This is a genomic window from Dokdonella fugitiva, assembly GCF_004342425.1.
Lineage (GTDB): Bacteria > Pseudomonadota > Gammaproteobacteria > Xanthomonadales > Rhodanobacteraceae > Dokdonella_A > Dokdonella_A fugitiva.
This window is the reverse complement of record NZ_SLWQ01000004.1, coordinates 220,301-246,190: the sequence shown is the minus strand read 5'-3', so window position 1 is coordinate 246,190 and position 25,890 is coordinate 220,301. Positions and strand designations below refer to the sequence as shown.

At 69.6% G+C, this 25,890-nt stretch carries 18 protein-coding genes; 9 read left to right on the top strand and 9 right to left on the bottom strand.

Annotation, left to right across the window (positions count from 1 at the left end):
* Positions 1–18: 18 nt before the first annotated feature.
* Positions 19–1,824: a DUF885 domain-containing protein gene (locus EV148_RS09895; RefSeq protein WP_131997326.1), complete on the bottom strand. Its 1,806-nt coding sequence runs from the start codon at positions 1,822–1,824 to the stop codon at positions 19–21.
* Between the two features lie 51 nt (positions 1,825–1,875).
* A complete protein-coding gene (locus EV148_RS09890) occupies positions 1,876–3,915 on the bottom strand; it encodes a bifunctional 2',3'-cyclic-nucleotide 2'-phosphodiesterase/3'-nucleotidase (protein ID WP_131997323.1) in 2,040 nt (679 codons plus the stop codon).
* Positions 3,916–4,027: 112 nt separating this feature from the next.
* Between EV148_RS09890 and gltX the strand changes: the two genes are divergently transcribed.
* From gltX to EV148_RS09875, 3 genes are all read left to right on the top strand, one after another.
* The gene (gene gltX, locus EV148_RS09885; protein WP_131997320.1) at positions 4,028–5,428 is read left to right on the top strand and encodes a glutamate--tRNA ligase; all 1,401 of its coding nucleotides are present in this window, start codon (positions 4,028–4,030) and stop codon (positions 5,426–5,428) included.
* A 9-nt stretch (positions 5,429–5,437) separates the two neighbouring features.
* Positions 5,438–5,839 (top strand): zinc ribbon domain-containing protein, encoded by a 402-nt coding sequence (locus EV148_RS09880; RefSeq protein ID WP_131997317.1) that lies wholly within the window; start codon positions 5,438–5,440, stop codon positions 5,837–5,839.
* A 125-nt stretch (positions 5,840–5,964) separates the two neighbouring features.
* The gene (locus EV148_RS09875) at positions 5,965–6,456 is read left to right on the top strand and encodes a transcriptional repressor (RefSeq protein ID WP_131997314.1); all 492 of its coding nucleotides are present in this window, start codon (positions 5,965–5,967) and stop codon (positions 6,454–6,456) included.
* Between the two features lie 174 nt (positions 6,457–6,630).
* Here EV148_RS09875 and EV148_RS09870 read toward each other — a convergent pair whose 3' ends face one another.
* Positions 6,631–7,743 (bottom strand): ABC transporter ATP-binding protein, encoded by a 1,113-nt coding sequence (locus EV148_RS09870; RefSeq protein ID WP_131997311.1) that lies wholly within the window; start codon positions 7,741–7,743, stop codon positions 6,631–6,633.
* A gap of 170 nt (positions 7,744–7,913) precedes the next feature.
* Between EV148_RS09870 and EV148_RS09865 the strand changes: the two genes are divergently transcribed.
* From EV148_RS09865 to eda, 6 genes are read left to right on the top strand one after another with little or no spacing between them, the layout of a single operon-like run.
* A complete protein-coding gene (locus tag EV148_RS09865; RefSeq protein ID WP_131997308.1) occupies positions 7,914–9,263 on the top strand; it encodes a GH1 family beta-glucosidase in 1,350 nt (449 codons plus the stop codon).
* Positions 9,264–9,318: 55 nt separating this feature from the next.
* Positions 9,319–10,764 (top strand): glucose-6-phosphate dehydrogenase, encoded by a 1,446-nt coding sequence (gene zwf / locus EV148_RS09860; RefSeq protein ID WP_131997305.1) that lies wholly within the window; start codon positions 9,319–9,321, stop codon positions 10,762–10,764.
* Entirely contained in the window at positions 10,764–11,768 is a 1,005-nt protein-coding gene (gene glk / locus EV148_RS09855; protein WP_131997483.1) for a glucokinase, read from the top strand. Before zwf ends, glk begins: the two co-directional genes overlap by 1 nt.
* Positions 11,765–12,484, top strand: coding sequence for a 6-phosphogluconolactonase (gene pgl / locus EV148_RS09850; RefSeq protein ID WP_131997302.1), 720 nt, complete (start codon positions 11,765–11,767; stop codon positions 12,482–12,484). The genes glk and pgl overlap by 4 nt, the downstream gene beginning before the upstream one ends.
* 25 nt (positions 12,485–12,509) lie before the next feature.
* Entirely contained in the window at positions 12,510–14,423 is a 1,914-nt protein-coding gene (gene edd / locus EV148_RS09845; RefSeq protein WP_131997299.1) for a phosphogluconate dehydratase, read from the top strand.
* Between the two features lie 5 nt (positions 14,424–14,428).
* The gene (gene eda, locus EV148_RS09840; RefSeq protein WP_131997296.1) at positions 14,429–15,100 is read left to right on the top strand and encodes a bifunctional 4-hydroxy-2-oxoglutarate aldolase/2-dehydro-3-deoxy-phosphogluconate aldolase; all 672 of its coding nucleotides are present in this window, start codon (positions 14,429–14,431) and stop codon (positions 15,098–15,100) included.
* A 6-nt stretch (positions 15,101–15,106) separates the two neighbouring features.
* Here the strand turns inward: eda and EV148_RS09835 are convergent, their stop codons facing one another.
* From EV148_RS09835 to EV148_RS09810, 6 genes are all read right to left on the bottom strand, one after another.
* Positions 15,107–18,265, bottom strand: a complete 3,159-nt coding sequence (locus EV148_RS09835; RefSeq protein ID WP_241988042.1) for a discoidin domain-containing protein — start codon at positions 18,263–18,265, stop codon at positions 15,107–15,109.
* The gene (locus EV148_RS09830; protein ID WP_131997290.1) at positions 18,265–19,086 is read right to left on the bottom strand and encodes a carbohydrate ABC transporter permease; all 822 of its coding nucleotides are present in this window, start codon (positions 19,084–19,086) and stop codon (positions 18,265–18,267) included. The genes EV148_RS09835 and EV148_RS09830 overlap by 1 nt, the downstream gene beginning before the upstream one ends.
* Complete coding sequence (locus EV148_RS09825; RefSeq protein WP_131997287.1) at positions 19,083–19,961, bottom strand: carbohydrate ABC transporter permease; 879 nt, start codon at positions 19,959–19,961, stop codon at positions 19,083–19,085. The genes EV148_RS09830 and EV148_RS09825 overlap by 4 nt, the downstream gene beginning before the upstream one ends.
* Complete coding sequence (locus tag EV148_RS09820) at positions 19,958–21,232, bottom strand: sugar ABC transporter substrate-binding protein (protein ID WP_131997284.1); 1,275 nt, start codon at positions 21,230–21,232, stop codon at positions 19,958–19,960. The genes EV148_RS09825 and EV148_RS09820 overlap by 4 nt, the downstream gene beginning before the upstream one ends.
* Positions 21,229–22,737 (bottom strand): glucoamylase family protein, encoded by a 1,509-nt coding sequence (locus tag EV148_RS09815; RefSeq protein ID WP_131997281.1) that lies wholly within the window; start codon positions 22,735–22,737, stop codon positions 21,229–21,231. The genes EV148_RS09820 and EV148_RS09815 overlap by 4 nt, the downstream gene beginning before the upstream one ends.
* Before the next feature lie 130 nt (positions 22,738–22,867).
* Positions 22,868–25,882: a TonB-dependent receptor gene (locus EV148_RS09810; protein WP_131997278.1), complete on the bottom strand. Its 3,015-nt coding sequence runs from the start codon at positions 25,880–25,882 to the stop codon at positions 22,868–22,870.
* Between the last annotated feature and the right edge of the window lie 8 nt (positions 25,883–25,890).

Below are 25,890 nucleotides of genomic sequence, written 5' to 3'. Positions count from 1 at the left end.
GCCGGCGGACGCGCGGACTCAGTCGATCGGCAGGTCCAGCAGCAGTTCGCGCGCGTAACGGACCGGCGGCGAGCCGAACGAGAGCAGCTTGTCGTGGTACGCGCGCAGGTCGAATGAAGCCCCCGCGCGCTGCTCGGCTTCCTTGCGCAGGTCGAGATGTTCCTGCCAGCCGACGAAATAGGTCGGCAGCTGCGCGGAGGTCAGCTGCGCGCGCGTCCACTTGCCGGCGGCTTCGCGCTCTTCCTGGAACGCGCCGAGGGTCATGAGTTTCATCGCGTCGTCGCGGCTCATACCGTCGACGTGGATGGCCTGGTCGAGGATCGCGTTGGCGATCGTGCGCAGGTCCCACTTGAGGTGCACGAGGCGATACAGCGGATCGCCGTCGAGGTAACCCTCGTCCGCCATGACCTTCTCTGCATAGACGGCCCAGCCCTCGACGAACGCGCCCGAGTACAGTACCGCGCGCAGGGTCGACGGGTACTTGTTGGAATGCCACAGCTGCAGGTAGTGGCCGGGCATCGCTTCGTGGATCGTCAGTTCGTGGATCGAGCGCGTGTTGTATTCGCGCAGGAACGAATCGACCTGCTTCTTCGACCAGTCGTCGGGGATCGGCGAGACCGCGTAGAACGTGTCGAGCCCCTTGTCGAGCGGCCCCGGGGGATCGCAATAGGCGAGGGCGACGCCGCGCTGGAACTCCGGCATCGTGATGATCTTCACCGGGGCATCGGGCAGCGAGACGATCCCCTTTTCGCGCACGAACGCGGTCGCCTCCGCCAGCGCCTCCTCGGCCGTCGTCAGCACCCGGTCGCGTGCTGGCCGGTCCTTGTAGGCGAGTTCGAGCGCGGCCTGGATCGCCGTCTGCTGCTGCGCGTCGGTCGGATGTTCGGGCAGCGGGGGCGCCTTGCGCTTGCCGGCAAGCACCGTGCGCGCGATCGCGTACATCTGCTCGCGCGTGCTCTTCAGCGCGGCTTCCGCGCGCGTGCGGATCTCCTGGCGCGTGAGCGGCGAATTGAGCGCGAACGCGAGCTTGGCGTCGTAGAGCTCGGCGCCGAGGCGGAAGTCGCCTTTCGCATTCGGCACGAGTTCGGCATCGAGCCAGTGCTGCTGGTCGTCGACGGCCTTGCGCAGGTTCGCCGCCGCGGACTCGAGGCGCTCGCGGTCGGCGGCCGGCAACTCCTTCGCATGCGGCAGGATCAGCCCGTCGACGAGGCTGAGCACGCCCTTGTTCTGCTTCGACACGGTTTCCGCGTGCACCTTCGGCACCCGCGCCGGATCGAGGTTCGCGCGCATCTGCGCGAACAACGCCGGCAGCTTCTCCATGCGCGCGGTCGCCGCGCGCAGGCGCTCGGGCAATGGCGCGTATTCGCGCGCCATGAGCCCGTACAGCGCGCCGCCGGCGAGCTGGCTGTAGAACGTCGGGTCCCAGGCCCAGCTGCGCAGTGTTTCGTTGGCGAAGATGTCCGACCGCAGCTGGTTGCGCAGCATGCCGTAGTCGACCTGGTTCTCGCGCGAGAGCGCGCCGCGGTCGATGGCCTCGAGTTCGGCAAGCATGCCGCGCGAGAACTCGAGCGAGCGGCGCAGCCCGTCGGCGCTGAGGTCGTCGAGTTCGCCGTCGTGGCGATGGTCGCCGACCGTGGTCGCGGTGACCGGGCTCGCCGCCATCGTGCCGTCGAGCCAGCGCTCCGACAGCGCGGCGAACTGCTGGTCGGCGGAAACCACCGCCGCCACGGGGGCAGTCGCGGCGGCGCCGCCGTGACGCGGTGTTTGCGGTGCGCAGGCGGCGAGGGCGAGACAGGCCGACAATGCGAGCAGGGTGCGTGACATGGGAACTCCGTATCGGCTTCGCCCGCGTGCGCGCGGCGGCAGCCGCCGACTCTAGCGCACGCGGCCGCGCTGCTCGTGACGCGCAGCAGCAGGCGCGCCCGCGGCGAGGTCCACTGCATACATCGACGAGCCGTCGCCGTTGTCCTTGAACAGCGATACGCCCTCGATGCCGGCCGCCTTTGCCTGCGCGAGCTTGCCGCTCGCGCTCTTGACCAGGATCGGCCCCGCCGTGCGCACCGGCACGAAATGCCAGGGGCGATCGGTGCCGTCACGTGCGCGCTCGAGGTGCTTGCGCGTGCGCACCCAGGCGATGACCACGTCGCGGTTCGCATCGGGCGCGGAAATCACGATGCTGGAGCCGTCGAGGCCGGGGAAATGGCCGCCGCCGCTCGCGCGGTAGTTGTTGGTGACGACGATGAACGGCTGGCCGGGTTCGACCGGCTTGCCCTGGTACGTGAGATCGCGGATGCGTTCGCCTTGCGGCCTGGTCACGTCGATCGCATAGGTGAGGCCGCCCTGGATCACGTCGAAGTTGTAGCCGGAGAACTTGCGGTTGACGAGTTCCTGCGGCGCGGTAGATGCCGGGTCGATGCGGTTGAAGCGGCCGGCGGAATGTTCGAGCCAGGCCTTGACCGCCGCGCCGTCGATCTTCACCGCGGTCAGCGTGTTCGGGTAGAGGTAGATGTCGGCTGCGCTGCGGATCGCGAGCGGACCCGGTTCGATGTCGGTGTAATCGTCGGCGGCGCTGAAGCCGGTCTTGAACGGTGCCGCCGCGGATACGACGGGGATGCCCGCGTACTGCGGCAGGTTGGCTGCGATGTAGCGCTCGGCGTAGTCGCGCTGGGCGTCGTTGATCACCTGCAGCGCGGTCGTGTTGCCGAGTTCGGCGAAGTAGCTCGTCATCGCGAAATCGGTGTCGCCGATCGGCTGCGACACGTAGTCGATCGTCGCGGCATGCACGGCGGCGACGAGTGGCGCGATGCGCGGGTCCGGCGCGACGGGCGTGCCGTCCTTGCCGCGCACGTTGCGCACTTCGCTGTGCGACTGCGCGGCGTCGATGGTCCAGTGGCCATCCTCGCGCACGAGCGCGAGGTCGACCACGCCGAGGCTGCGGCCGAAGAAGTTCGCCATGACCGCCGGCTTGCCGTGCACGAACCCGCGCTGGTTGTCGACACCGGCCATCGTGGCGAAGCGCGACTGCGCATTGGCCGGATCGGGAAACGCCGTATGCGAATGGCCGAGCAGGAGTACGTCGATGCCGGGTTCCTGCGCGAGGTACCAGTTGGCGTTCTCCATCATCGACCCGTACGGCGCGGTGTCGAGTCCACCGTGCGAGATCGCGACGACGAGGTCGACGCCCTTCGCGCGAAGTTCGGGAACCCAGCGCCGCGCGGCCTCGACGAGGCCGGTCGTGGTCACCTTGCCGTCGAGGTTGCGCCGGTCCCATTCGACGATCGGCGGCGGCGTGAAACCGATGATGCCGATGCGGATCGGTGCGGTCGTTTCGCGGCCGTCGCCGTCGACGAGTTTCAACGTCCGGTCGAGCACCGCGTACGGTGGATACAGCGGCTGGCCGTCGCGCACGGACACCGCGTTCGACAGCACCAGCGGGAAATGCGGCCCGGCGCACGCCTGTCCGTCCGCACCGTCGACGGCGAGCGGATGGCCGGTCACCTGCGCGAGGTAGGGCAGGCCGTAGTTGAACTCGTGGTTGCCGATCGTGCCGCCGTCGTAACCGAGCGCGTCCATCGCGCGGTACATCGCGAGCTCCTCGTCGCAGCGCAGCGGATGCACGAGCGCCTGGTAGTCGGCGAGCGCCGTGCCCTGGATCGTGTCGCCGGCATCGAACAGCAGGGTGTTGGGGAACTCCCTGCGCGCCTCGTCGACCAGCGTCGCCATGCGCTCGAAGCCGAGCGCGTCGTCCTCCGCGAGGCGGTAGTAGTCGTAGCTCAGCACGTTGGAATGGATGTCGGTCGACTCGAGCAGCGCGAGGCGCGCGCGGGTGCCTTCGGCGACGGTCGGCGGGCGCGGCGACGGCGAGGTGCAGGCGCCGAGGAGCAGGATGGTGGCGACCAGGGGAAGGTAACGCATGGCTCGGGCTTCCGGAGGGAAGCGGACATTCTGCCCGCAATCGATGGTCATCGACACCGGTGCGCCGCGGCTCCGGTAAACTTGCGCGCCGTTCAAGCCGAAGCCGATCCAGATGACCGTCCGTACCCGATTCGCCCCCAGTCCCACCGGCTACCTGCACATCGGTGGCGCGCGCACCGCGCTGTACTGCTGGCTCGAGGCGAAGCACCGTGGCGGCGAGTTCATCCTGCGCATCGAGGACACCGACCGCGAGCGTTCGACCGAGGCCGCGGTGCAGGCGATCCTCGACGGCATGAACTGGCTCGGTCTCTCGCACGACGAAGGCCCGTACTACCAGACCCTGCGCATGGACCGCTACCGCGCCGTCGCCGAGGAGCTGCTCAAGGCCGGCAAGGCGTACTACGCCTACGAGTCGAAGGAGGAAATCGAGGCGATGCGCGCCGAGGCGATGGCGAAGGGCCTCAAGCCGCGCTACGACGGCCGTGCCCGCGAGCAGAACCTGCCGTACCGCGACGACCCGAACCGCGTGCTGCGCTTCAAGAACCCGACGGCCGGCAGTGTCGTGTTCGAGGACAAGGTCAAGGGCCGCGTCGAATGGTCGAACGAGGAACTCGACGACCTCGTGCTGATCCGCTCCGACGGCTTCCCGACCTACAACTTCGCCGTCGTCGTCGACGACATCGACATGCGGATCACCGACGTGATCCGCGGCGACGACCACGTCAACAACACGCCGCGCCAGGTCAACATCTACCACGCGCTCGGCGCGGCGGTGCCGAGCTTCGCGCACCTGCCGATGATCCTCGGGCCCGACGGCCAGAAGCTGTCCAAGCGCCACGGCGCGGTCAGCGTGATGCAGTACCGCGACGACGGCTTCCTGCCGCACGCGCTGCTCAACTACCTCGTGCGCCTCGGCTGGTCGCATGGCGACCAGGAGATCTTCTCGCGCGAGGAGATGATCGAGCTGTTCGACGCGGCGGACGTCAACAAGTCCGCCTCGCGCTTCGACCTCGAGAAGCTGTCGTGGCTGAACCAGCAGTACCTCAAGAACGACGATCCGCTCGAGCTCGCGCCGCATTTCGAATGGCAGCTGCGCGCGGCCGGCATCGATCCGCGCGAGGGCCCCGACCCGGTCGATGTCATCGTCGCGCTGCGCGACCGCGCGCGCACGCTGAAGGAAATGGCCGAGAAGGCGCGCGTCTGGTACGCACCGCTGGAAGGCTACGACGAGCAGGCAGTCGCCAAGCACCTGAAGACGCCGACCGCGCGCGCCGCACTCGAAGCGGCGCATGCGCAATTCGCCGGCCTCGCGGAGTGGAAGGTCGAGACGATCCACGCCGCGATCGAAGCCGCCGCGGCCGCGATCGGCGAGGGCATGGGCAAGATCGCCCAGCCGCTGCGCGTCGCGCTGACCGGTACGCAGGTGTCGCCGTCGATCGACCACACGGTGTTCCTCGCCGGGCGCGACGAGGCCCTGCGCCGCATCGAGGCGGCGATTCCGAAAACCGGCTGAGATCCACGCATGGCGCTCGATACCTGCATCAGCGCGTTCCTCGCGCTCGATGCGAACGATCCCGATTCCGCCCCCGCGGCCCTGGCGACCTGCATGCGCGTGCTGCTCGATCCCGTGCTGTGGCAATGGGCGATCGGCATCACCATCGGCTGCGCCGTCGTCGGCCTCGCGATCGGCTGGGTGCGCGGCCGCTGGCTCGCGGGACTCGTCTGGGGAGCCGCGCTCGGTCCGATCGGCTGGGCGGTGATCCTGCTGTCGAAGTCGGGCCTGGGCGAATGCCCCGAATGCGGGAAGGGCAACGTACCGCGTGCGAAGGCGTGCCGGCACTGCGGCGTGAACCTGGCCGCGGCGGCTGCGCGTTCGGAGCGCTCGACGCTCAAGCGCGTCGAGCGGCAGCGCGGCAGCTGGTGACTTCCTGCGAATGAGGCGGAGCCTTTACTTCATGCGGCACGGTCGCATGTACGGCATGACGGCATCCGTATGGCTCCCGCGGCTTCTTGGCGGGCGTTAAGATGGGCTGCCGCCGGACGCCCGCCATGAGCCACGCCAGTCGACACAGCCACCATCACGAACACGAGCACGACGCGAACGCGTTCGTCGGCGCGGTGTCGAGCGCGTGCGAGCTGCGCGGGTTGCGGCTGACGCCGCTGCGGCTGCGCGTGCTGGAACTCATCGCCGCCGAGGAAAAGCCGGTCAAGGCCTACGACCTGCTCGATCGCCTCAAGGACGAACACGGCAGCGCGGCGCCGCCGACGGTGTACCGCGCCCTCGATTTCCTGCTCGAGAACCGCTTCATCCACAAGCTCGAGTCGATCAATGCCTACGTCGGCTGCCACCATCCGAACGAGGCACACCAGGTGCCTTTCCTGATCTGCGACGTGTGCTCGGGGGCGGTCGAAGTCTGCGACGAGCGCGTATCCCGGCTGCTGTCCGAGCAGGCGAAGGAGCGCGGCTTCCGCCCGCGAGCGCAGACGCTCGAAGTGCACGGCATCTGCGCGGCCTGCCGCGCCGCCGTCGTACCGGCCTGAACGTCAGCGGTCCACCCCTGGCGCGATGGCGCGTTCCCGCAGCGCGTAGCCGCCGCGTTCATGATCTCCACGCCCAAGGGGCGGGCGAGGCATGATCGGCGATCCCTTCCCGTGCGATCGCGCCGCTGCAGGCCGTGAGGACGAACAGCGCGACGAACCGGGCGAGGCGGCGATTCACGGCGCGTCGGCGTCGATGCGCCGTCCACCTTCGCGTTCGAAGAAGTGCATGCGCTCCGCGTCGTAGCCGAGCCGGAGCGCGTCGCCGGCGGCCGGCAGGTCGTGCGGCGGCAGGCGCACGACGAGTTCGCGCCCGCCGCAATCGAGGTTGAGGAACGCTTCGTTGCCGACCGGCTCGACCGATTCGACGCGCGCGGGGACGGCGTCATCGTCGTCGTCGCGGGCGACGTGGAGGTGTTCCGGGCGCAGGCCGACGATGATCCCGCGATCCGCGCAGGCCCGCAGCTTCGCCAGCAGCGCCGGCGGCGGTGCGAGCGCGAGCTCGATGCCGTCGGCGATGCGCACGCGCAGCGTGCCGTCGCGCTCGCACAGCGGTCCTTCGAGCAGGTTCATCTTCGGGCTGCCGACGAAGGTCGCGACGAACGCGTTCGCCGGTCGTTCGTACAGGCGCATCGGCGCATCGATCTGCTGCACGCGGCCGTCGCGCATGACGACGATGCGCTGGCCGAGCGTCATCGCCTCGATCTGGTCGTGCGTCACGTAGATCATCGTCGCGCCGACCGCGCGATGCAGCTTGGCGATCTCGACGCGCGTGGACAGGCGCAGCTTGGCATCGAGGTTGGACAGCGGCTCGTCGAGCAGGAACACCGCCGGCTGGCGCACGAGCGCGCGGCCGAGCGCGACGCGCTGGCGCTGGCCGCCGGAGAGTTGCGCGGGCTTGAGCGGCAGCAGGCGGCCGAGGTCGAGCATCGCCGCCGCGTCGGCGACGCGGCGCTCGAGTTCGGCCTTCGGCGTGCCGCGCAGCCTGAGGCCGAACGCGAGGTTGTCCGCGACGCTCATGTGCGGATAGAGCGCATAGTTCTGGAACACCATCGCGATGTCGCGGTCGCGTGGCGAAACCTCGTTGACGACGCGCCCGCCGATCGAGAGCGTGCCCGCGGTGATCGTTTCGAGCCCGGCGACCATGCGCAGCAGGGTCGACTTGCCGCAGCCGGACGGGCCCACCAGCACGAGCATCTCGCCGTGCGCGATCTCGAAATCGGCGTCGTCCACGCCGACGTAGCCGTTCTCGTAGACCTTGCGGACGTGCTCGAATCGGACGGTTGCCATCGGCTGCCTGTCGCGTCGCTGCCCGGTGCGATCGGGCGGATCCCTCCATCCGGCGCAGGGCCGGAGGGTCGGGCCAAGATAGCTGCACATCGGATACCGCTTGCGCTATCCTGCAATGTAATCGTTTTCACGCCGCGAGTTCCAGCGGTCCGCACAGGCAGGGAAGGGCGATGAGCCAGGCGTTCGAGTTTCCGCAAGGCTTCCTCTGGGGCAGCGCGACGTCGGCGTACCAGATCGAAGGCTCGCCACTCGTCGATGGTGCCGGGCCGAGCATCTGGCATCGCTTCGTGCGCACGCCGGGCATGGTCCACGACGGCGACACCGGCGACGTCGCCTGCGATCACTACCGCCGCTACAAGGACGACGTGCGCCTCATGCGCGAACTTGGCCTCAAGGCGTACCGCTTCAGCGTGGCCTGGGCACGCATCCTGCCGGAAGGCAAGGGCCGCGTGAACCCGGGCGGCCTCGACTTCTACGATCGCCTCGTCGACACCCTGCTCGAAAACGGTATCGAGCCGCTGCTCACGCTCTACCACTGGGACCTGCCTGCCGCGCTCGACGATCGCGGCGGCTGGCTCAACCCCGACATCGCGCACTGGTTCGCCGAGTACGCATCGGTGATGTACCGCAGGTTCGATGGTCGCGTGAAGAAGTGGGCGACGCTCAACGAACCGTGGGTCGTCACCGACGGCGGCTACCTGCACGGCGCGCTCGCGCCCGGCCACCGCAACCGCTTCGAGGCGCCGATCGCGACCCACCACCTGCTGCGCGCGCACGGCGCGGCCGTGCAGGCGTACCGCGCCGAAGGCAAGCATGCGATCGGCCTGGTCGTGAACCTCGAGCCGAAGTACGCGGCGAGCGACAGCGCCGAGGATCGCGCCGCGGTCCGCCGCGCCGATGCGTACATGAACCGGCAGTATCTCGACCCGGTGTTCTTCGGTCGCTATCCCGATGAACTCGAGGAGATCTTCGGCGAAGCGTGGCCGCAATGGCCGGCCGAGGATTTCGAACTGATCCGCCAGCCGATCGACTACGTCGGCTTCAACTACTACACGCGCAGCGTCACGCGTCACGACGAACAGGCGTGGCCGCTCAAGGCCGCGCCGGTGAAGCAGCACGCGACCTATACGGAAACCGGCTGGGAAGTGTTCCCGCAGGGCCTCACCGACACGCTCGTCTGGCTGCGCGACCGCTACGGCAATCCACCGGTCTACATCACCGAGAACGGCTCGGCGTTCTACGACCCGCCGGTCGCCGACGGCGACACGCTGGACGATCCGCTGCGCGTGGACTACCTTCGCAAGCACCTGCGGGCGATCCATGCGGCGATTTGCATGGGTTGCGACGTGCGCGGCTACATGGCGTGGTCGCTGCTCGACAACCTCGAGTGGTCGCTCGGCTTCTCCAAGCGGTTCGGCATCGTGCACGTCGACTTCCAGACGCAGAAGCGCACGCCCAAGCGGAGCGCGCGGCTGTATTCGAGGATCGTCGGAAGCAACGGTCGCGCCCTCGCCGAGTAGCCCCGCCGCGCAGGCGTCCAGGCCGCCCCGGCGGCGCGCGAGAAGGAGGCGACACTTGCACGACACGCTGCTGCTGTTCGGCGCCACCGGCGACCTTGCCGCGCGCCAGTTGTTCCCGTCGCTGCTGCACCTGTCCGTGGACGCCCTGCTGCCCGGCGGATTCCGCATCGTCGCGGTCGCACGCCAGCCGATGTCGACGGAGGAATTCCGCGCCTGGCTCGGCGACAAGCTCGCCAGGGAAGCGGCCGGCAGCGATGCGGTCGCGGCCTTGCTCGCGTGCGTCGAGTACGTGCACGTCGACCTCGCCGACGCGGCGGCGATCGCGCCGGCGCTCGCCGGCATCAGCGGTCGCTGCGTGAGCTACCTCGCGACGCCGCCGTACCTGTTCGTGACGATCGCGCAGGGGCTCAAGGCGGCCGGCCTGCTGGAAGCGCCCTCGCGCCTCGTGCTGGAGAAGCCGATCGGCAGCGACCTCGCCTCGGCGCGCGCGATCAACGCCGCGCTGGACGCCTGCCTCGGCGAGGACCGCATCTTCCGCATCGACCATTACCTCGGCAAGGCGGCGGTGCAGAACCTGCTCGCGCTGCGCTTCGGCAACACCCTGCTCGAAGCGGTGTGGCAACACCGCTGGATCGAGTCGGTCGACATCCTCGTCGCCGAAACGGCCGGCGTGGACGGCCGCGAGAGCTACTACGCCGACTACGGCGCGCTGCGTGACATGGTGCAGAACCACGTGCTGCAGCTGCTCTGCCTCGTCGCGATGGAGCCGCCCGCGTCGCTCGACGCCGACGTGCTGCGCGACGAGAAGGTCAAGGTGCTGCGTGCGCTGCGGCCGTTCCGTGCCGACGGCGTGGGCACCGAATCGGTGCGTGGCCGCTACGAGGCCGGCCTCGTCGACGGCGAACCCGTGCGCGGCTTCCAGCTGCAGGCCGTGAAGGGGCGCGAGCCGGTCGAGACCTTCGTCGCGCTGCGCGCATCGATCGACAACTGGCGCTGGGCGGGCGTGCCGTTCCGACTGTGCACCGGCAAGCGGCTCGCGCAGCGCGTGACCCAGGTGGTCGTGAACTTCCGGCCGACTTCGCACTGGCTGTTCGAGAAACCGCGGCGCGAACGCGCGAGCCCGAACCGCCTCGTGCTGCGCCTGCAGCCGAGCGAGAACATCGAGCTCGAACTCATGAGCAGCCTCGCCGGGCCGGAATGGGGAGCGCTGCAACTGCAGCCGCTGCCGCTGGACCTGTCGATGGAGCCGCCGCTGCGTCGGCGCATCGCCTACGAACGGCTGCTGCTGGATGCGCTCAACGGCAACTCGACCCTGTTCGTGCGCAGCGACGAGGTCGAAGCGGCATGGGCCTGGATCGACAGCATCGAATCGGCCTGGCGCGAGTCCGATGCGCCGATCCTGCCGTACATGGCCGGCAGCTGGGGGCCGGGCGCGGCCGCCGATTTCCTGCGCAACCTGCCGACCTCGGCCGAGCGCGCGCGCGCGGCGCGCACGGCGTGATGGAGCGCGCCGCCGGCGAGTGGGTGCTGCTCGCCGACGTCGGCGGCACCAACGTGCGCTTCGCGCTCGCCGACACCGGCGCGCCGATGCCGCTGCTCGATGGCAGCGTGCGGCGCCGGCGCGTGGCCGATTTCGCCGGCTTCGGTGATGCTGCGCGCGACTACCTGGAAGCCCTGCCGCAGCGCCCGCGCCGCGGCGTGTTCGCGGTCGCCGGCCCGGTCACCGGCGACAGCGTGCGGATGACGAATCATCCCTGGCTGCTCTCGCGCAGCGCGCTGATGGCAGAGCTCGCCCTCGACGAACTGCGCATCGTCAACGACTTCGCCGCGATGAGCCACTGCGTTCCCTTGCTCGGCGCGCGCGACGTGCATCCGCTCGGCGGCACGCATCGCGCGGCCGATCCGCGCCGGCGTTGCACGTATGCGATCGTCGGCCCCGGCACCGGCCTCGGCGTCGGTGGCCTCATCGTGGAGCAGGGGCGCTACGTCGCGCTCGAGACCGAAGGCGGCCATGTCGGCTTCGCGCCCGGCGACGAGGTCGAACTCGAAGTCCTGCGCCGGCTGATGCCGCGCTTCGGTCGTGTTTCGGCCGAACGCGTGCTGTGCGGCTCCGGCCTCGTCAACCTGCATGCGGCGCTGCATCCGCACGCGCCGCCACGCGAAACGCCGGAGTCGATCACCGCCGCGGCCGCGGACGACCCCGCGTGCAGTGCGACGCTCGACCGCTTCTGCGCGATGCTCGGCTCGATCGCCGGCGATTTCGCGCTCGCGTTCGGCGCCTGGGACGGCGTCTACGTCGCGGGCGGGCTCACGCCGAAACTGCTCGCGCGCCTCGACGCCGGCGAATTCCGCCGCCGCTTCGAGGCCAAGGGCCGCTATGCGCGCGTGCTCGCCGGCGTGCCGACGATCGCGGTGCTGCATGAGGATGCGGGCTTGCTCGGCGCGGCCGCGCTGGCGGTGCTCGATGCCGGTCGCGCGTTGACGCGCGCAGGGGATCCGGCATGACCGCGCGTCACGTCTGGCATGCGAGTACCGACGAATCGACGTGGGCGCGCGGTGCGGCCGGCGCGTTGCGCGACGCGCTCGTCGCGGCGCTCGCACGCTCGCCGCGCGCGCTGATCCTGGTCTCGGGAGGAAGCACGCCCGCGCCCGTGCATCGCGCACTCGCCGCGGAGCAGCTCGACTGGTCGCGCGTCGTCGTCTCGCTCGTCGACGAGCGGGACGTCGAACTCGACGCCGACGGCAGCAATGCGCGACTCGCCGCGGAGACGCTGCTGACGGGGGCCGCGGCGGCCGCGGAGTTCTGGCCCTTGCGCCCGGCGCACGCCGTGCTCGACGCGGCGGTCCAGGCAGCCAATGCACGCCTGCGTGCAGCGAGCGGCACGCTCGAGCTCGCCGCGGTCGTGCTCGGGATGGGCGAGGACGCACATACGGCATCGCTGTTCCCGGGTTCGCGCGGCCTCGCCGCCGCGCTCTCGACCGCCGAGCCGTATGCCGCGATCGATGCGCAAGGCTGCGCCGGAGCGGGGCGCTGGCCGCGGCGCATCAGCCTCACGCCGGCCGGCTGGGCCGGCGCTCCGACACGACTGCTCCTGCTGCGCGGCGGTGCCAAACGCTCGGTGTTCGAACGCGCCGTGAACGAGGACGCGCTGCACGCGCCGGTGCGCGCAGCGCTTGATGTCGGCAGCACGCCTCTCCATGTCCACTGGTGCGCCGCGTGAGGCGGTGCCGCTCCGGAGTCCATTCATGTCCATGAATCCGCGCATCGAGGCCGTGACGCAGCGCATCCGCGAGCGCAGCGTCGCGACGCGCGCCGCCTATCTCGCGCTCGTCGACGGCGCCCGCACGCGCGGTCCGAACCGCAGCCATCTTTCCTGCGGCAACCTCGCCCACGTCTCGGCCGCTTGCGGCGCGGCCGACAAGGCGGCGCTGATGGGATCGGCGCGGCCGAACATCGGCATCGTCACCGCCTACAACGACATGCTGTCGGCGCACGAGCCGTTCGAAACATATCCGGCTTTGATCCGCGAAACGGCGCGCTCGGTCGGCGCGACCGCGCAGGTCGCCGGCGGCGTGCCGGCGATGTGCGACGGCGTCACGCAGGGCCGCGTCGGCATGGAGCTGTCGCTGTTCAGTCGCGACGTGATCGCGCAGGCGACCGGCATCGCGCTCAGCCACGACGCATTCGATGCGGCGCTCTGCCTCGGCGTGTGCGACAAGATCGTGCCGGGCCTGCTGATCGGCGCACTCGCGTTCGGCCATCTGCCGGTCGTGTTCGCGCCCGCGGGTCCGATGCCGTCGGGCCTGCCGAACAAGGAGAAGGCCGCCGTGCGCGAACGCTACGCGGCCGGCCAGGCGACGCGCGAGGAACTGCTGGCGGCCGAATCCGCGTCGTACCACGCGCCCGGCACCTGCACGTTCTACGGTACCGCGAACTCGAACCAGATCCTGCTCGAGGCGATGGGCCTGCAGTTGCCGGGCACCTCGTTCGTGAACCCGGGCACGCCGTTGCGCGACGCATTCACGCGTGCGGCGACGATGCGTGCGGCCGCAATCACCGCGCTGGGCGACGATTACCGACCGATCGGTCGCCTCGTCGACGAGCGCGCGCTCGTCAACGCGATCGTCGCGCTGCTCGCCACCGGCGGCTCGACCAACCACACGATCCACTTCGTCGCGGTCGCGCGTGCCGCCGGCCTGCTCGTGACCTGGGAAGACTTCGACGAGCTCGCCGCGTGCGTGCCGCTGCTCGCGCGCATCTATCCGAACGGCGATGCCGACGTGAACCGTTTCCATGCCGCGGGCGGCACCGCATTCGTGTTCCGCGAGTTGCTCGACGCGGGCCTGCTGCACGACGTCGAGACGATCGTGCCGGGCGGCCTGCGCGCGTATGCACGCGATGCGCGCCTCAACGCGGGCGGCATCGGCTACGTCGATGCGGCGCCGGCGAGTGCCGACGACGCGATCCTGCGCCCGGCGAGCGCGCCGTTCGAGGCGACCGGCGGGCTGCGCCTGCTGCAGGGCAACCTCGGCCGCGCGCTCGTCAAGGTGTCCGCGGTCAAGCCGCAGCATCGGCGCGTCGAAGCGCCCGCGGTCGTCGTCGACGATCCGGGCCGCCTGCGCGAGCTGCACAAGCAGGGTGGGCTGCCACGCGACTTCGTCGCGGTCGTGCGCTACCAGGGTCCGCGAGCGAACGGCATGCCCGAAATGCACAGCCTCATGCCGCTCCTCGGCATGCTGCAGAACCAGGGACGGCAGGTCGCGCTCGTCACCGACGGTCGCCTGTCGGGGGCGTCAGGCAAGGTGCCGTCGGCGATCCACGTGACCCCGGAAGCGGACCTCGGCGGCGGCATCGCGCTCGTGCGCGACGGCGACATCGTGCTCGTCGATTGCGAAGGCGGCGTGCTGGAGGCGCGCGTCGACGCGGCGACGTGGAGCGCGCGCCGGCCCGCGCCGAACGGTTCACCGGCGGGTCTGGACATCGGCCGCGCATTGTTCGCCCTGAGCCGCGCGAACGTCGGCCCGGCGGACGAGGGTGCGCTGTCGATCTCGTGCGGCCCGCCACGGCCGCCGACGCCGGTCGGCGAGCGCCGCACGGAAACCGAATACGATCTCGGCCGCGTCGCCGCGTACGCGCCGTTCGAAGCGAAGGATGCCTGAGACCGATGACGACCGACGACGCGCGCCTCGGAGACACGCAATACGCCGCGATCGGGCTGCTGCGCGCCACGCGCATCCTGCCGGTCGTCACCGTCGCCTCGGCCGAGCAGGGCGTCGCCGTCGCGCGCGCGCTGCTCGCCGGCGGCATCACGGCGATCGAGATCACCTTGCGCACGCCCGCGGCGATCGAGGCGATCGCCGCGGTGAAACGCGATGTCGACGGCATCGCGGTCGGTGCGGGCACCGTGCTCACGCCGGGCCAGATCGACGCCGTGCGCGCCGCCGGCGCGCAATTCCTCGTCACGCCGGGCACGCCGCCCGCGCTCGCCGACGCACTCGCCATGTGCGGCCTGCCCGCGGTCCCCGGCGCGGCGACGCCGACCGAACTGCTCGCGTTGCACGCACGCGGCTTCCGCGTCTGCAAGTTGTTCCCGGCCAGCGCGGTCGGCGGGCTGCCGCTCGTGCGCGCGCTGCAGGCACCGCTCGCCGACGTGCTGCTGTGCCCGACGGGTGGCATCGGCGAAGCCGATGCGCCGCACTACCTCGCCGAGCGCAATGTCGCCTGCGTCGGCGGCTCGTGGATGGTGCGCGCGGACTGGATCGCGCAGGGGCGCTACGACCTCGTCAGCGAAGCATCGGCGCGCTCGCTCGCGGCGATCGGCCGCGCGCGCGGCTGAGCCGGGTCAACGCGTGGTGCGCGGGTCGATCACGAGGTCGGCCGGCAGCGCGCGGATGCGCACTTCGCGAGCGCGCGCTTCGACCACCTTGCCATCGAGGCGGATGCGCGCGGACGCGAGGTCGGCGAGCGGAAACACGACGCCACCGGGCGGCAGGCGCAAGCTGCCGCGCGCCACATGCAGGTGCGTGCGCGTACCGTCGCGACGCAGCGTATACGACAATTCCCCGTACGGCGTGCGCAGGCCGTCGACCGCGACGCCGTCTCCGTCGAGCCAGGTGTCGGGTACGCCTGCGGCGAGCACGAGTGCCTCGTCGCCTTCGCGTTCGTAGGCGAACAGGTCGAGCACGGAGCGGATGAAATCCGACGCGACCCAGCCGTGCGGCATGTCGCCGACGAAACGCGACGCGCGCGCATCGTGCCCGACCACTTCGGCCCACTGGTTCCACTCGGCCGGGCGCCGGCCCTGCATGAAGAACGCGATCGCGGCGTGCGCCCGATCGCGCCAGCCGAGCCGCACGAAGCTGCCGACGGAGCGCCATTCGTACGGCGTGTAGTCCTTCCAGGCGCCGCCGTCGCGGCGGCGCTCGAACTCGCGCCAGTAGCGTTCGAACGTGTTGTGCAGCAGCTCCTGCGGCAACGCGTCCTGCTCGCCCGCGGGCGAGAGCGCGATGGTCGTCGAGGTCGCGTCGAAGTCGCCGAGCTCGGCGCAACCGGGCAGGTAGTCGATCGCGTGCGCGGCGACCGCGGTCCTGATCGACGCGTGCAGGTCGGCACGGAACGCGTCGCGTTCCTTCGCGATGCGCGTGGCGTCGGCGTCGCGGCCGAGCACGCCGGCGAGCAGGATGGCGGCGTCGTAGCCGGCGAGTGCCCAGTAGTCGTCCCAGTACGAATGCATCGGCTTGGCCGAATAACCTTCGTGGCTGATCGAGGCCGGCATGAGGCCGTAGTTCGCCGCCGTGGCGGGGGTGCGATTCGCCGCGCCGCGTTCGCCGGCGCGCAGCGCATCCATGTACTTCACCGCGGCATCGACGTGCGGCCACGCCGCCTCGGCGACGCGACGGTCGCGGGTGTAGCGCCAGACTTCGCCGGCGAGGTAGGCGAGCTCGCCGTGGCTGTCGTTCTCGGGCACGGGATCGGAACCGCGCGCATCGACGCAGCAAGGCACCTTGCCGCTCTTGAACTGGTACGGCGCGTACCAGTCGAGGTAGGCGCGCGCGACATCGGCATGGCCGAGGCGCAGCAGCGCGTCGGCCATCATCGCGCCGTCGCGGATCCACGAACGCGCATACGAACGCGTTCCGGGTCGCAGCGCCGCGCCGTCGCGGCTGACGAGGATGTGCGCGAGTGCGGTACGCAGCGTGTCGGCGAGCGGCTGCGCCGGCCCGGGCACGCGCAGGTCCACGCGGTCGAGCACGTCGTGCCAGCGCGCGGCGACGCGCGCGCGTGCGGCCGCGAGCGCCGCTTCGCTGCCGATGCCGTCGAGCGGCGCCGTCGCGCCCGCGTCGAGCGGCACGGCGAGGGCGATCGCGCGGCTCGCGCCCGGCGCAAGTTCGAGCCGGTAGAGCAGGGCGCCGGAGGCGAGCCGCGTCGGGTCGTCGACGGCTGCCGCGGGCAGCGCGGCGCCCCGCGTCGCGAGCCGCTCGGCGATCATGCCCGCGTCGAAGGCGCTCGCGACGAAGCGTTCCGGCGCATCGCGCGTGTACACGCGCGCGCGACCGTCGACGACGACCGCGCGATCGGCGTAGCCGAGCGACCGGATCGGACTGACGCCGCCCGGCGTGTTGAGGAACTGCACCGACGGGTTCACCTGGAACGGTTGCACGGCGAGTGCGAGCGTGAGCGCGCGCGGTCGCGTGCCCGTGTTGCGCACGAGGTAGGTCGCGACGAGGCGCGAGTCACCGGGTTCGCCGGCTGCGAACACGTCGGTATCGAGTTCGATGTCGCGCGCCTGCCAATGCACGCCCGGCATCGGCAGGTAGCGGTCCTGCAGCGAATGCGTGATCGTCGCGTCCGCCCAGGTCGTGAGCCGGCCCTGCTCGTCGAGCAGGAACGGCTCGATCGAGAAGCCGCCGTGCGCGACTTCGAGCGCGCCGTCCTCGGACAGCAGGCCGGTTTCGTGGCCGCCGTCGGTGCCGATGATGGTCCAGTAGGTCTGCTCGCCGAGGATGCCGCGCGGGTAAAGCCCGCGCCTCGCGCGCTGCGCGAGGGCCCCGAAGAACGCATTGGTCGATGCGCCGAAGGCGAGCGGCTCGACGTCGATCGCGGCGAGCCCATAACCCTCCTTCGGGCCGTCGTGCATGGCGATGCGCAGGTAGCGCGACTCCGACTCGGGCAATGCGAGCGGGTCGATGCCGCCATTGCCGGTTTCGACGTGGCGAACGTCGCGCCAATGGCGGCCGTCGTCGGACAGCGCGACGTCGTAACGCGTCGCGGGTGCGTCGTCGCTCCAGTGCAGCACGATGCCGCCGAATTCGCGCGGCAGGCCGAAGTCGAGCGTGAAGGCCTGCGCGCGGCCACGGCGCGGGTCGCTGCGCCAGGCCGTGCCGGCATCGCCGTCGAGGGCGAACGCGGCCGATGTCCCGGCCTGCGACGAGGATGCACGTGCGCGCGGTCGCGGCCACGTCGCCGGGAGGGGCGGCAGCGGCTCGAACGCGAGGCGATCGAAGCACGCTTCGCCCCTGCCGCCGCTGCCCGCGTAGATCGTGAACTCGACGAACTCGCTATGCCGCAGCACCTTGTCGGTCGCCGGTCCCCAGGCGAAGTCGACCTGGCGCTTCTTCAGCCGCAGCGCCTGCGGTTCGCGTGCAAAGACGAAGTTGGGGCGATGGACCCACCAGACATTGTCGCCGCTCGCGTCGACGAGCTTGAACTGCAACGCATTGCCGGGGGCATTGCCGCGCACGCGGAACGAGAACGCGTAGTTGTCCGGGTAGTCGATCGGCAGGCGCCGGCGCATCGACGCGAAACCGGAGACGCCGTGAAAGTCGAACGCGAGGCAGAGTGCGTCGCCATCCCGGCGCAGGGAGGCCTCGACCTGGTCGGAACCCGTGGCGGTCCACGCGGTTGGATCGGCGAACGCGTCGTCGAACGCCGGCGTGGCGGCTGCGGGGTTCGCTGCGAACGCGCCGGTGAGTGCGATGGCGGACAGGGACGCGGCGCGCATCATCCCTTCACGCTGCCGAGCAGCAGCCCCTCGATGTAATGGCGTTGCAGCACGAAGAACAGCGCGAGTACGGGGACGAGCGTGACGACCGAACCCGCCATCATGAGCTCGTTGTCCTGCACGTGCTCGCGCGAGAGTGCGGCGAGCGCGACCGGCGCGGTCTGCCACGCCTGGTCGCCGAGCACGATCAACGGCCACATGAAATCGTTCCAGCTTGCCAGGAAGGTGAAGATCGCCAGCGTCACGACGATGGGTTTCAGCAGCGGCAGTACGATCGAAGCGAAGATGCGCAGTTCGCCCGCGCCGTCGATGCGCGCGGCCTCGAGCAGGTCGTCGGGGATCGAGCGCGCGTACTGGCGCACGAGGTAGATGCCGAACACGCTCGCCAGCGCCGGCACGACCACGCCGCCATAGCTGTTGACGAGGCCGAGCCATTTCATGATCAGGAACAGCGGGATCATGCCGACCTGCGCCGGGATCAGCAGCGCGCCGAGCAGGGCCTGGAACACGCGTTCGCGTCCGGCGTAGCGCAGCTTCGCGAACGCGTAGCCGGCGGCGAGGTTGAACGCGAGCGAGACGAGGGTCGTGAGCGTGGCGACGATCGCGCTGTTGAGCAGGTGGCGCCCCATGCCCGCGCGCTCGAACAGCTCGCGGTAGTTCGCGAGCGTCGGCCGCGACGGCAGCAGCGGTGGCGGATACGTGCTCGCCTCGCCGTGCTGCATGAACGAGACCGAGAGCATCCACAGCAATGGGAACAGCGCGACGACCGCGAGGCCGGCGAGGGCGCCGTTGATCGCGAACGCGGGCCAGCGCCGGCTCATGCATAGCCCCCGCGCTTGCCGATGCGCACGAGCACGCGCGTGACGACGAGGATCAGCGCGAACAGCAAGAACGCGATCGCGGTCGCGCGCCCGAGGCTCCACCATTCGAAGCCTTCCTCGTACATGTAGTAGAGCACGCTGACCGTGCTCTGCAGCGGATCGCCACGCGTCATCACGTACGGCTCGGCGAACAGCTGGAAATAGCCTGCGACGGTGATGATCGCGACGAGCAGCAGCGCCGGACGCAGCAGCGGCAGGGTGACGTGGCGGAACTGCTGCAGTGCATTGGCGCCGTCGATGCGCGCGGCTTCCCGCAGTTCGGCCGGTACCGCCTGCAGCGCCGCGAGCAGGATCACCATGTTGTAGCCGAAGTTCTTCCACACCGCGAACAGGATGATCGCGGGCATCGACCAGTGCGGGTCGCCGAGCCAGTCGATCGGCGCGATGCCCGCCTTCGCGAGCAGGTAGTTGATGAGTCCGTAGCGCGTGTGGAGCAAATAACGCCAGATCACCGCTACCGCGACGACGGTAGTGACGACCGGTGCGAACAGCGCGGTGCGGAAAACGCCCTTCCAGCGCGCGAGGCGCGAGTCGAGCAGGAGCGCGGCGCCGAGCGACGCGGCGATCGACAGCGGCACGCCGACGCCGACGAAGTAGAGCGTGTTGCCGAGCGATTTCCAGAACAGCGGCGCGCGCAGCACATCGATGTAGTTGCCGAGCCCGACGAAGCGCAGGTTGCCGAGGTCGGCGAGCGCGTAGAGGTCGAAGTCGGTGAGGCTCAGCACGAATGCGGCGAGCACCGGCACGAAGAAGAACAGCCCGATCACGACGAGCGCGGGCAGGGTGAACAGCCAGGCGGCGCGCCGTTCGTTCATGGCGCCGTCTTGCGCCGCCCGAGCATCCAGCGCCGCTTGGCGAGGATCGCGTCGACGCGCGCGTCGAGCTCGGCGAGGCTGGCATCGATCGACTGGCCGCCGCGCACGGTGCGCTCCGCCGCGTAGCGGATTTCCTGCGCGATGCGCTCCCATTCGGGGACCTTCGGCGCGGCTACCACGCGTTCGAGCTGGTCGCGGAACGCCGTCGCGTACGCCTCGCCCGCGAGCGCGCTGCCCTGCCAGGCGCTGCGTCGCGGCGGCAGGTCGCCGCAGAGTGCGTGCAGGCGCTGCTGCTGCTCCGGGCGCGAGAGGAATTCGATGAGCTGCCAGACCTCGTCCTTGTGGCGCGAGGCGCGGAACATCACGAGGCTGCTGCCGCCACCGATCGCCGCCCCCGGTCCGTCCGGCCCGGGCAGTGGCGCGGTCATCCATTTGCCCTGCATGCTGGCGGGCAGGCGGCGCTTGAACTCGCCGATGTTCCAGGGCCCGGTGACGTAGAACGCGTAAAAGCCGTTCGCGAACTCGTCCCAGACGTTGGAGATCTGCGTGTCGCTCATCGGCGGCGCCCAGCCATTGCGGTACATGTCGACGTAGTAGGCGAAGGCGCGACGAAAGCCCGCGCTTTCGAAATTACCGCGGCTCGCATCGTCGCGCAGCAGCGGATCGGCCTGCTGCACGCCGAGGTTGACGAGCAGCTCGAACTCGTTGAGCGGCAGCAGGATCGCATAGTCGCCGGGCTTCGCATGCTGCTTCACCGCGGCGAGCTGGCGCGACCATCCGGCCCAGTCGCGCGCAGGCGCGTCGAAGCCGGCCGCGGCGAGCAGGTCGGTGCGGTAGAACAGGAGGCGCGTGTCGATGTACCACGGCACGCCGTAGAGGCGGCCGTCCATGGCGTTCGTGTCCCAGATGCCCTGGAAGTAGTCGTCGGCGTCGATGGCCGGCGAGGCATCGACGCGCGCCTGCAGCGGTTCGAGCGCACCGAGCGTGGCGAGCTCGGGCAACCAGGTGTTGCCGAGCTGGCCGAGGTCGGGCAGCGCATCGCCGGCGAACGCGGTGAGAAGTTTCTCGTGCGCCGCGGTGAGAGGCAGCGCCTGAACCTCGACGTGCACGCCCGGATGCAGGTGCTCGAAATCGGCGAGCAGCGCAGGCACGACTTCGGCCTCGCGACCGATCGCCCAGAACCGCAACGTCACGCCCTCCTCGCGCGCACCGCTGCATGCGCCGAGCACGAACGGCAGCGCGAGCGAGGCGAGGCGGGCGAGCGCGTTCATTCCTTTCCGGTGGTCCTACCCTGTGGCGCGTCATGCGCGAGCCAGCCACCGATGAAGCCGGCGCGCGCGAGGCCACGCCGGATGTGCGGATTCTTCCGCATCACGTTCCAGACGAAGCCACTGCGATAGTTTTCGATCATCGCGACGATCGGGCCTTGGTCGATGCCGAGATAGAGAGTGTCCACCCAGCCGACGCCTTCCACCACGCGGCCGGTGCGCAGCGGCCGGTCGGCATAGTCGAAGCTCGGGTTGAACGCGTCGACGAAGCCGTAGCGGGTGTAGAGCACGCCGCCGTCGCGCTCGCGCATCGCGCGGATCGCGGGGATGACGATGTCGGGCGCGAACGCGATCGACGACGTCGCCGCGGTCGGCGCGATCGTGCCGTCGTCGATCGTGCCGAACAGGCCCGCGCCGCGCGCGATGTAGCCATGGAACGGCTTGGGATCGCTCGCGTAGCGATCGATCTCGCCGATGCGGATGTCCTTGCGCGGGCCGTTGCAGGCGGTGAGGCCCCACACGTCCTTGCCGTAGCCCTTCCACTGCAGCGGGTTGTGGATCGCGTACTCGCGCTGGGCGAGCGTCGCGCGCTTGCTGTTCTCGAAGTAGTCGAGGTCGTGCGCGCGCATGTACTCGTCACGGATGCCGCGGAAGTCGATCCAGACGTGGCTGTACTGGTGGCCGAACAGCGGCGCGAAACCGAGGTGCTGCTGGCCCTGGAACGTGCCCCAGGTGTGATCGTAGGTGGCCGTCCATTCGCTCCATGCGGCCGGCTCGACCGCGTGCGTGGGCGAACCGAGCGCGAGCACGTACAGCAGCATCGCCTCGTTGTAGCCGCGCCAGTCGGCGTGGATGAAGCCCGCTTCCGGCGTCCAGCCCATCGCGACCGCGGGTGCGCGTGGCGAGGCCCAGTTCCAGTCGACGCGCGCGTAGATCGCCTCGGCGAGCCGGCGGATCTCGCGTTCGTCGCGCGTGTCGCGATCGTAGTAGGACTGCGCGAACAGCACGCCGCCGAGCAGCAGCGTGGTGTCGATCGTCGACAGCTCCACCCATTTGGCCGAGTGGTAGCGACGCCCGCTCTGCATGTCGAGGAAGTGGTAGTAGAAACCCTTGTAGCCGGTCGCGTCGGGCTGCTCGCCCTGGGGCGCGTCATGGAAGAAGCGCAAGGTCGCGAGCGTGCGCTTGACCGCCTCGCCGCGTGTCATCCAGCCACGCTCGGCGCCGATGCCGTAGGCGGTGAGCCCGAAGCCGACCGACGCGATCGAGGAGAAATAGTCGCCGCCGTGGTCGTCGGGCCAATGGTCGGGGACCTGGCCGTTGGCGGTGTTGGCGCTGTCCTTGAAGAACGCGAACGTGCGCTGCTCGACGTCCTCGAGCAGCGCACGATCCTGTTTTGAGCGGGAAGACCAGGCGCCCTCGTCGAGCGCGCGTCCCGGCGATGCGACGAATGCGAACGAGAGGAGCGCCGCGAAGGCCGCGAGGCGGCCGAAGCGAGGCATGAATTTCATGGGTTTCCCAAGGTTCGGCATGAGGTTATGGTTCGCCAGGCCCGCGCCGCCCGGGTCGTCCGGCATCGCGCCGGGCGTGTCGCCACGGCGCAATGCTTCGGTGCAAGCGCCACGATCGCGCCGCGTCCGGTCAGAAGCGGAAGCCCGCCGTGACCTTCATCGTGCGTGGTACGCCGGTGATGTTGCCGACGGGGTTGTAGATCGCGACGGTCTGGCTGAACGTGCCGTTCGAACTGACGAGCACGTCATTGTAGTTCTTGAAGTTGAACACGTTGAGGAAGTCGATGCGGATATACGCCGACAGGCCCGCGGAGAGGTCGAAGTTCTTCGTCGCCTGCAGGTCGAGCGAGCGATAGCCGAGGAAGTGCCCGCCGAAGCCGAGGTCCTGCCCGCCCGGGATCGAGGCGACCGGCCCGCAGTGCGCGCCCGACGGGAAGAAGCGGTTCGGGTCCTCGAAGCAGCCGATGTCGTTGTGCGGGATCGGCGTCGCCAGGGTGATCTTGCCGGAGAACAGGAAACCCCATGGACCGTCGATCGAGCCGGTCGCGACGAGGCGATGCCTGGCCGCCGCGTTCGAGGTGATGAACGGATAGTCGCCGATCGTCTCGCCGTCGAACGCGTAGTGCTCGTTGATGTCACGGTTCTGCTTCGCATTGGTGTAGGTGTAGGCGATCGATGCGCTCCAGCCCGATTCCCTCGTGTACGGCTTCTCGGCCGACAGCAGCACCTGCGTCGTCTTCGTCTCGATGCCGTTGTTGCCGATGATCAGCGCACCGAAGCCGGGCACGCCGTTGCCCCATGGCTGTCCGCCGTTCATCCAGAACGCGCCGTTCGGGTAGCGGTTGCCGAGCGTGAACACGAAGCCGTTCTTGCTTAGGATGCGCGACACCGCGGCACTCGTGTTCCAGTCGCCGAGCGCATTGCGCATGCCGAGGCTGAACTGGTCGGAGTAGGGCACCTTGAGGTGGTTGTTGATCATGTCGACTTCCGAACCGACATTGCTCGCCGCGACGAGCGCCTGCAGGTTGGCGAGGCCGTTGAGGTAGTTCGGATCCCAGTCGAAGCACGGATTGTTGCCATTGCGGCATTGGCCGGTGAGCGGGTCGCGGAACCAGACGGTGAACTGCGGCAGCGCGGACTTGGTCTGCTCGAGCTGCAGGTAGTCGTAGAGGTCGCGATCGTAGGCACGGCCGGCGCCGCCGAAGATCACGTGCTGCTCGTCCGCGCCGATGTCGTAGGAGAAGCCGAGGCGCGGCTGCCATTCGCCCTTGTAGGCGCTGCGGTTGTGGCCGTTGCTGATGTAGTCGTTGATGTCGACCCCGCCGAGGCGCAAGGCGTCCGCGTAGGTCTGGCCCGGCGGCGCATTCGGGTCGGGGTTGGGGCTGTTCAGCGCGGCGATGACGTTGGCCGGCGTCACGTGGTCGAGGTAGGACGAATTGTCCTCGTAGTCCCAGCGCACGCCGAGGTTCAAGGTCAGGTGGTCATTGACCTCCCAGTCATCCTGGATGTACGCGCCGAACTGCTTGTCGGCCGACCGGGCGACCGGGTCGAGGCCCGGCACTGGACTCGTGAAGAATGCCTTGTACGGGGTATCGGCGGTGCCTTCGGGGCCGACATTGAAGGTGAACTGCGGATTGACGTCGGCCGCGTCCTGCGCGGTCAGGTCGACCTTCTTGTACTTCGCGCCGAGCTTGACCGTATGGTTGCCCATCCAGTTCAAGTCGCTGAAGGTCAGGTTGTCCTGGATGCTGGGCCCCTTCTGGCCCTTGTTCTGCGTCGCCAGCGGCGACGCGGCCGCGGTACTGACGATGGTGGCGTCGTCGCTGCCGCGGGCGAGCGTATAGACGTAGCCGTTGCCGGCGTTGAGCGGCGTCGGTGCGTTGTAGGTCTTCTCCCAGCTCGCGAGCAGCTCGTTGTACCAGCTGTCGGCGCTGTGCTGCCAGCGCGCATCGATGCGCGTGTCGTTGTTCTTGACGAGGATGCTCGCCGAACGCGCCTGCGAGGTGCCGATGTTGTCGGCCTGGTCCTCCTTGCGCACCTTGCTGCTGATCTCGAAGCGGTCGCGATCGGAGAATTCCCAGTCGATCTTGCCGAAGTAGAGGTCCTCGGTGAACGGCAGGTCGGCCGGACCGAACTCCGCCGCCACGTTCGCGGGGAGGAGGTTGCGGATGTCGCCGCCTTCGATGGTCGTACCCGGTACGACCGTGATCGGCGTGTCGAAGCGCTTTGCTTCGTAAGTGAAGAAGAAGTGCATCGCATCCCGGATGATCGGGCCGCCGAGGGCGATGCCGTATTCCTTCTCCATCGAAGGAATCTTCCCGTGCGCGTTGTCCTCGGCCGGCGTGCTCGAGCGCCAGTCCTGGTCGGTATAGGTGTGGAACACCTCGCCGTGGAATTCGTTGGTGCCGGACTTGGTCTCGGCGGTGACCGCCGCGCTCGAGATCTGGTCGTACTCGGCCTTGTAGTTCGAGGTGATGACCTTGTATTCACCGATCGCGAGCTGCGGGAACGGATTGCCCTGCGAGTTGAACTGGCCGGCGACGCCGCCTTCCTTGACGTAATTCTTCTGGCCGACGCCGTCGATGAACACGTTCGTGTTGTTCGCGCTCTGGCCGCCGCCGGTGAGCTTGGTGTGTCCGCTCGGATCGGTGCTGAACACCATGCCGGGCACGGTGTCTGCGAACTCGAGGAAGTTGCGCGTGATCTGCGGCACGGTCTGGATGCGGTGCAGCGAGACCGTATTGCCGACTTCGGAGGTCTTCACCTCGGTGAGCACCTGCGCGGTCACCGTGATGCCCTCGAGCGTCGTCGTCGGCGTGCCCGTCGGCGCCGCGGCGAGATCGAGCGTTGCCGTCGAGGCGACGGTCAGGGTGACGGTGCGTGCGGTGCCCGCGCCGGCATCGACCTGGTACGTGCCGGGCGGCAGGCCGACCAGCGAATAGGCACCTTCGGCACTCGCCTTGGTGCGGCGCACGGCACCGGTGGCGACGTTCCTCGCGGTGATCTCGCTGTTCGCCGGCGCCTTGCCGCGCAGGTTCGCATCGGCCGTCTGTGCCCAGGCGAGCGTCGGCAGGGCGCTCGTCGCGACGACGGCGCTCGCGATCATCGCCGCGAGCAGCTTCTTCTTCAGGATCGGTGCAGGCATGGCTCTCT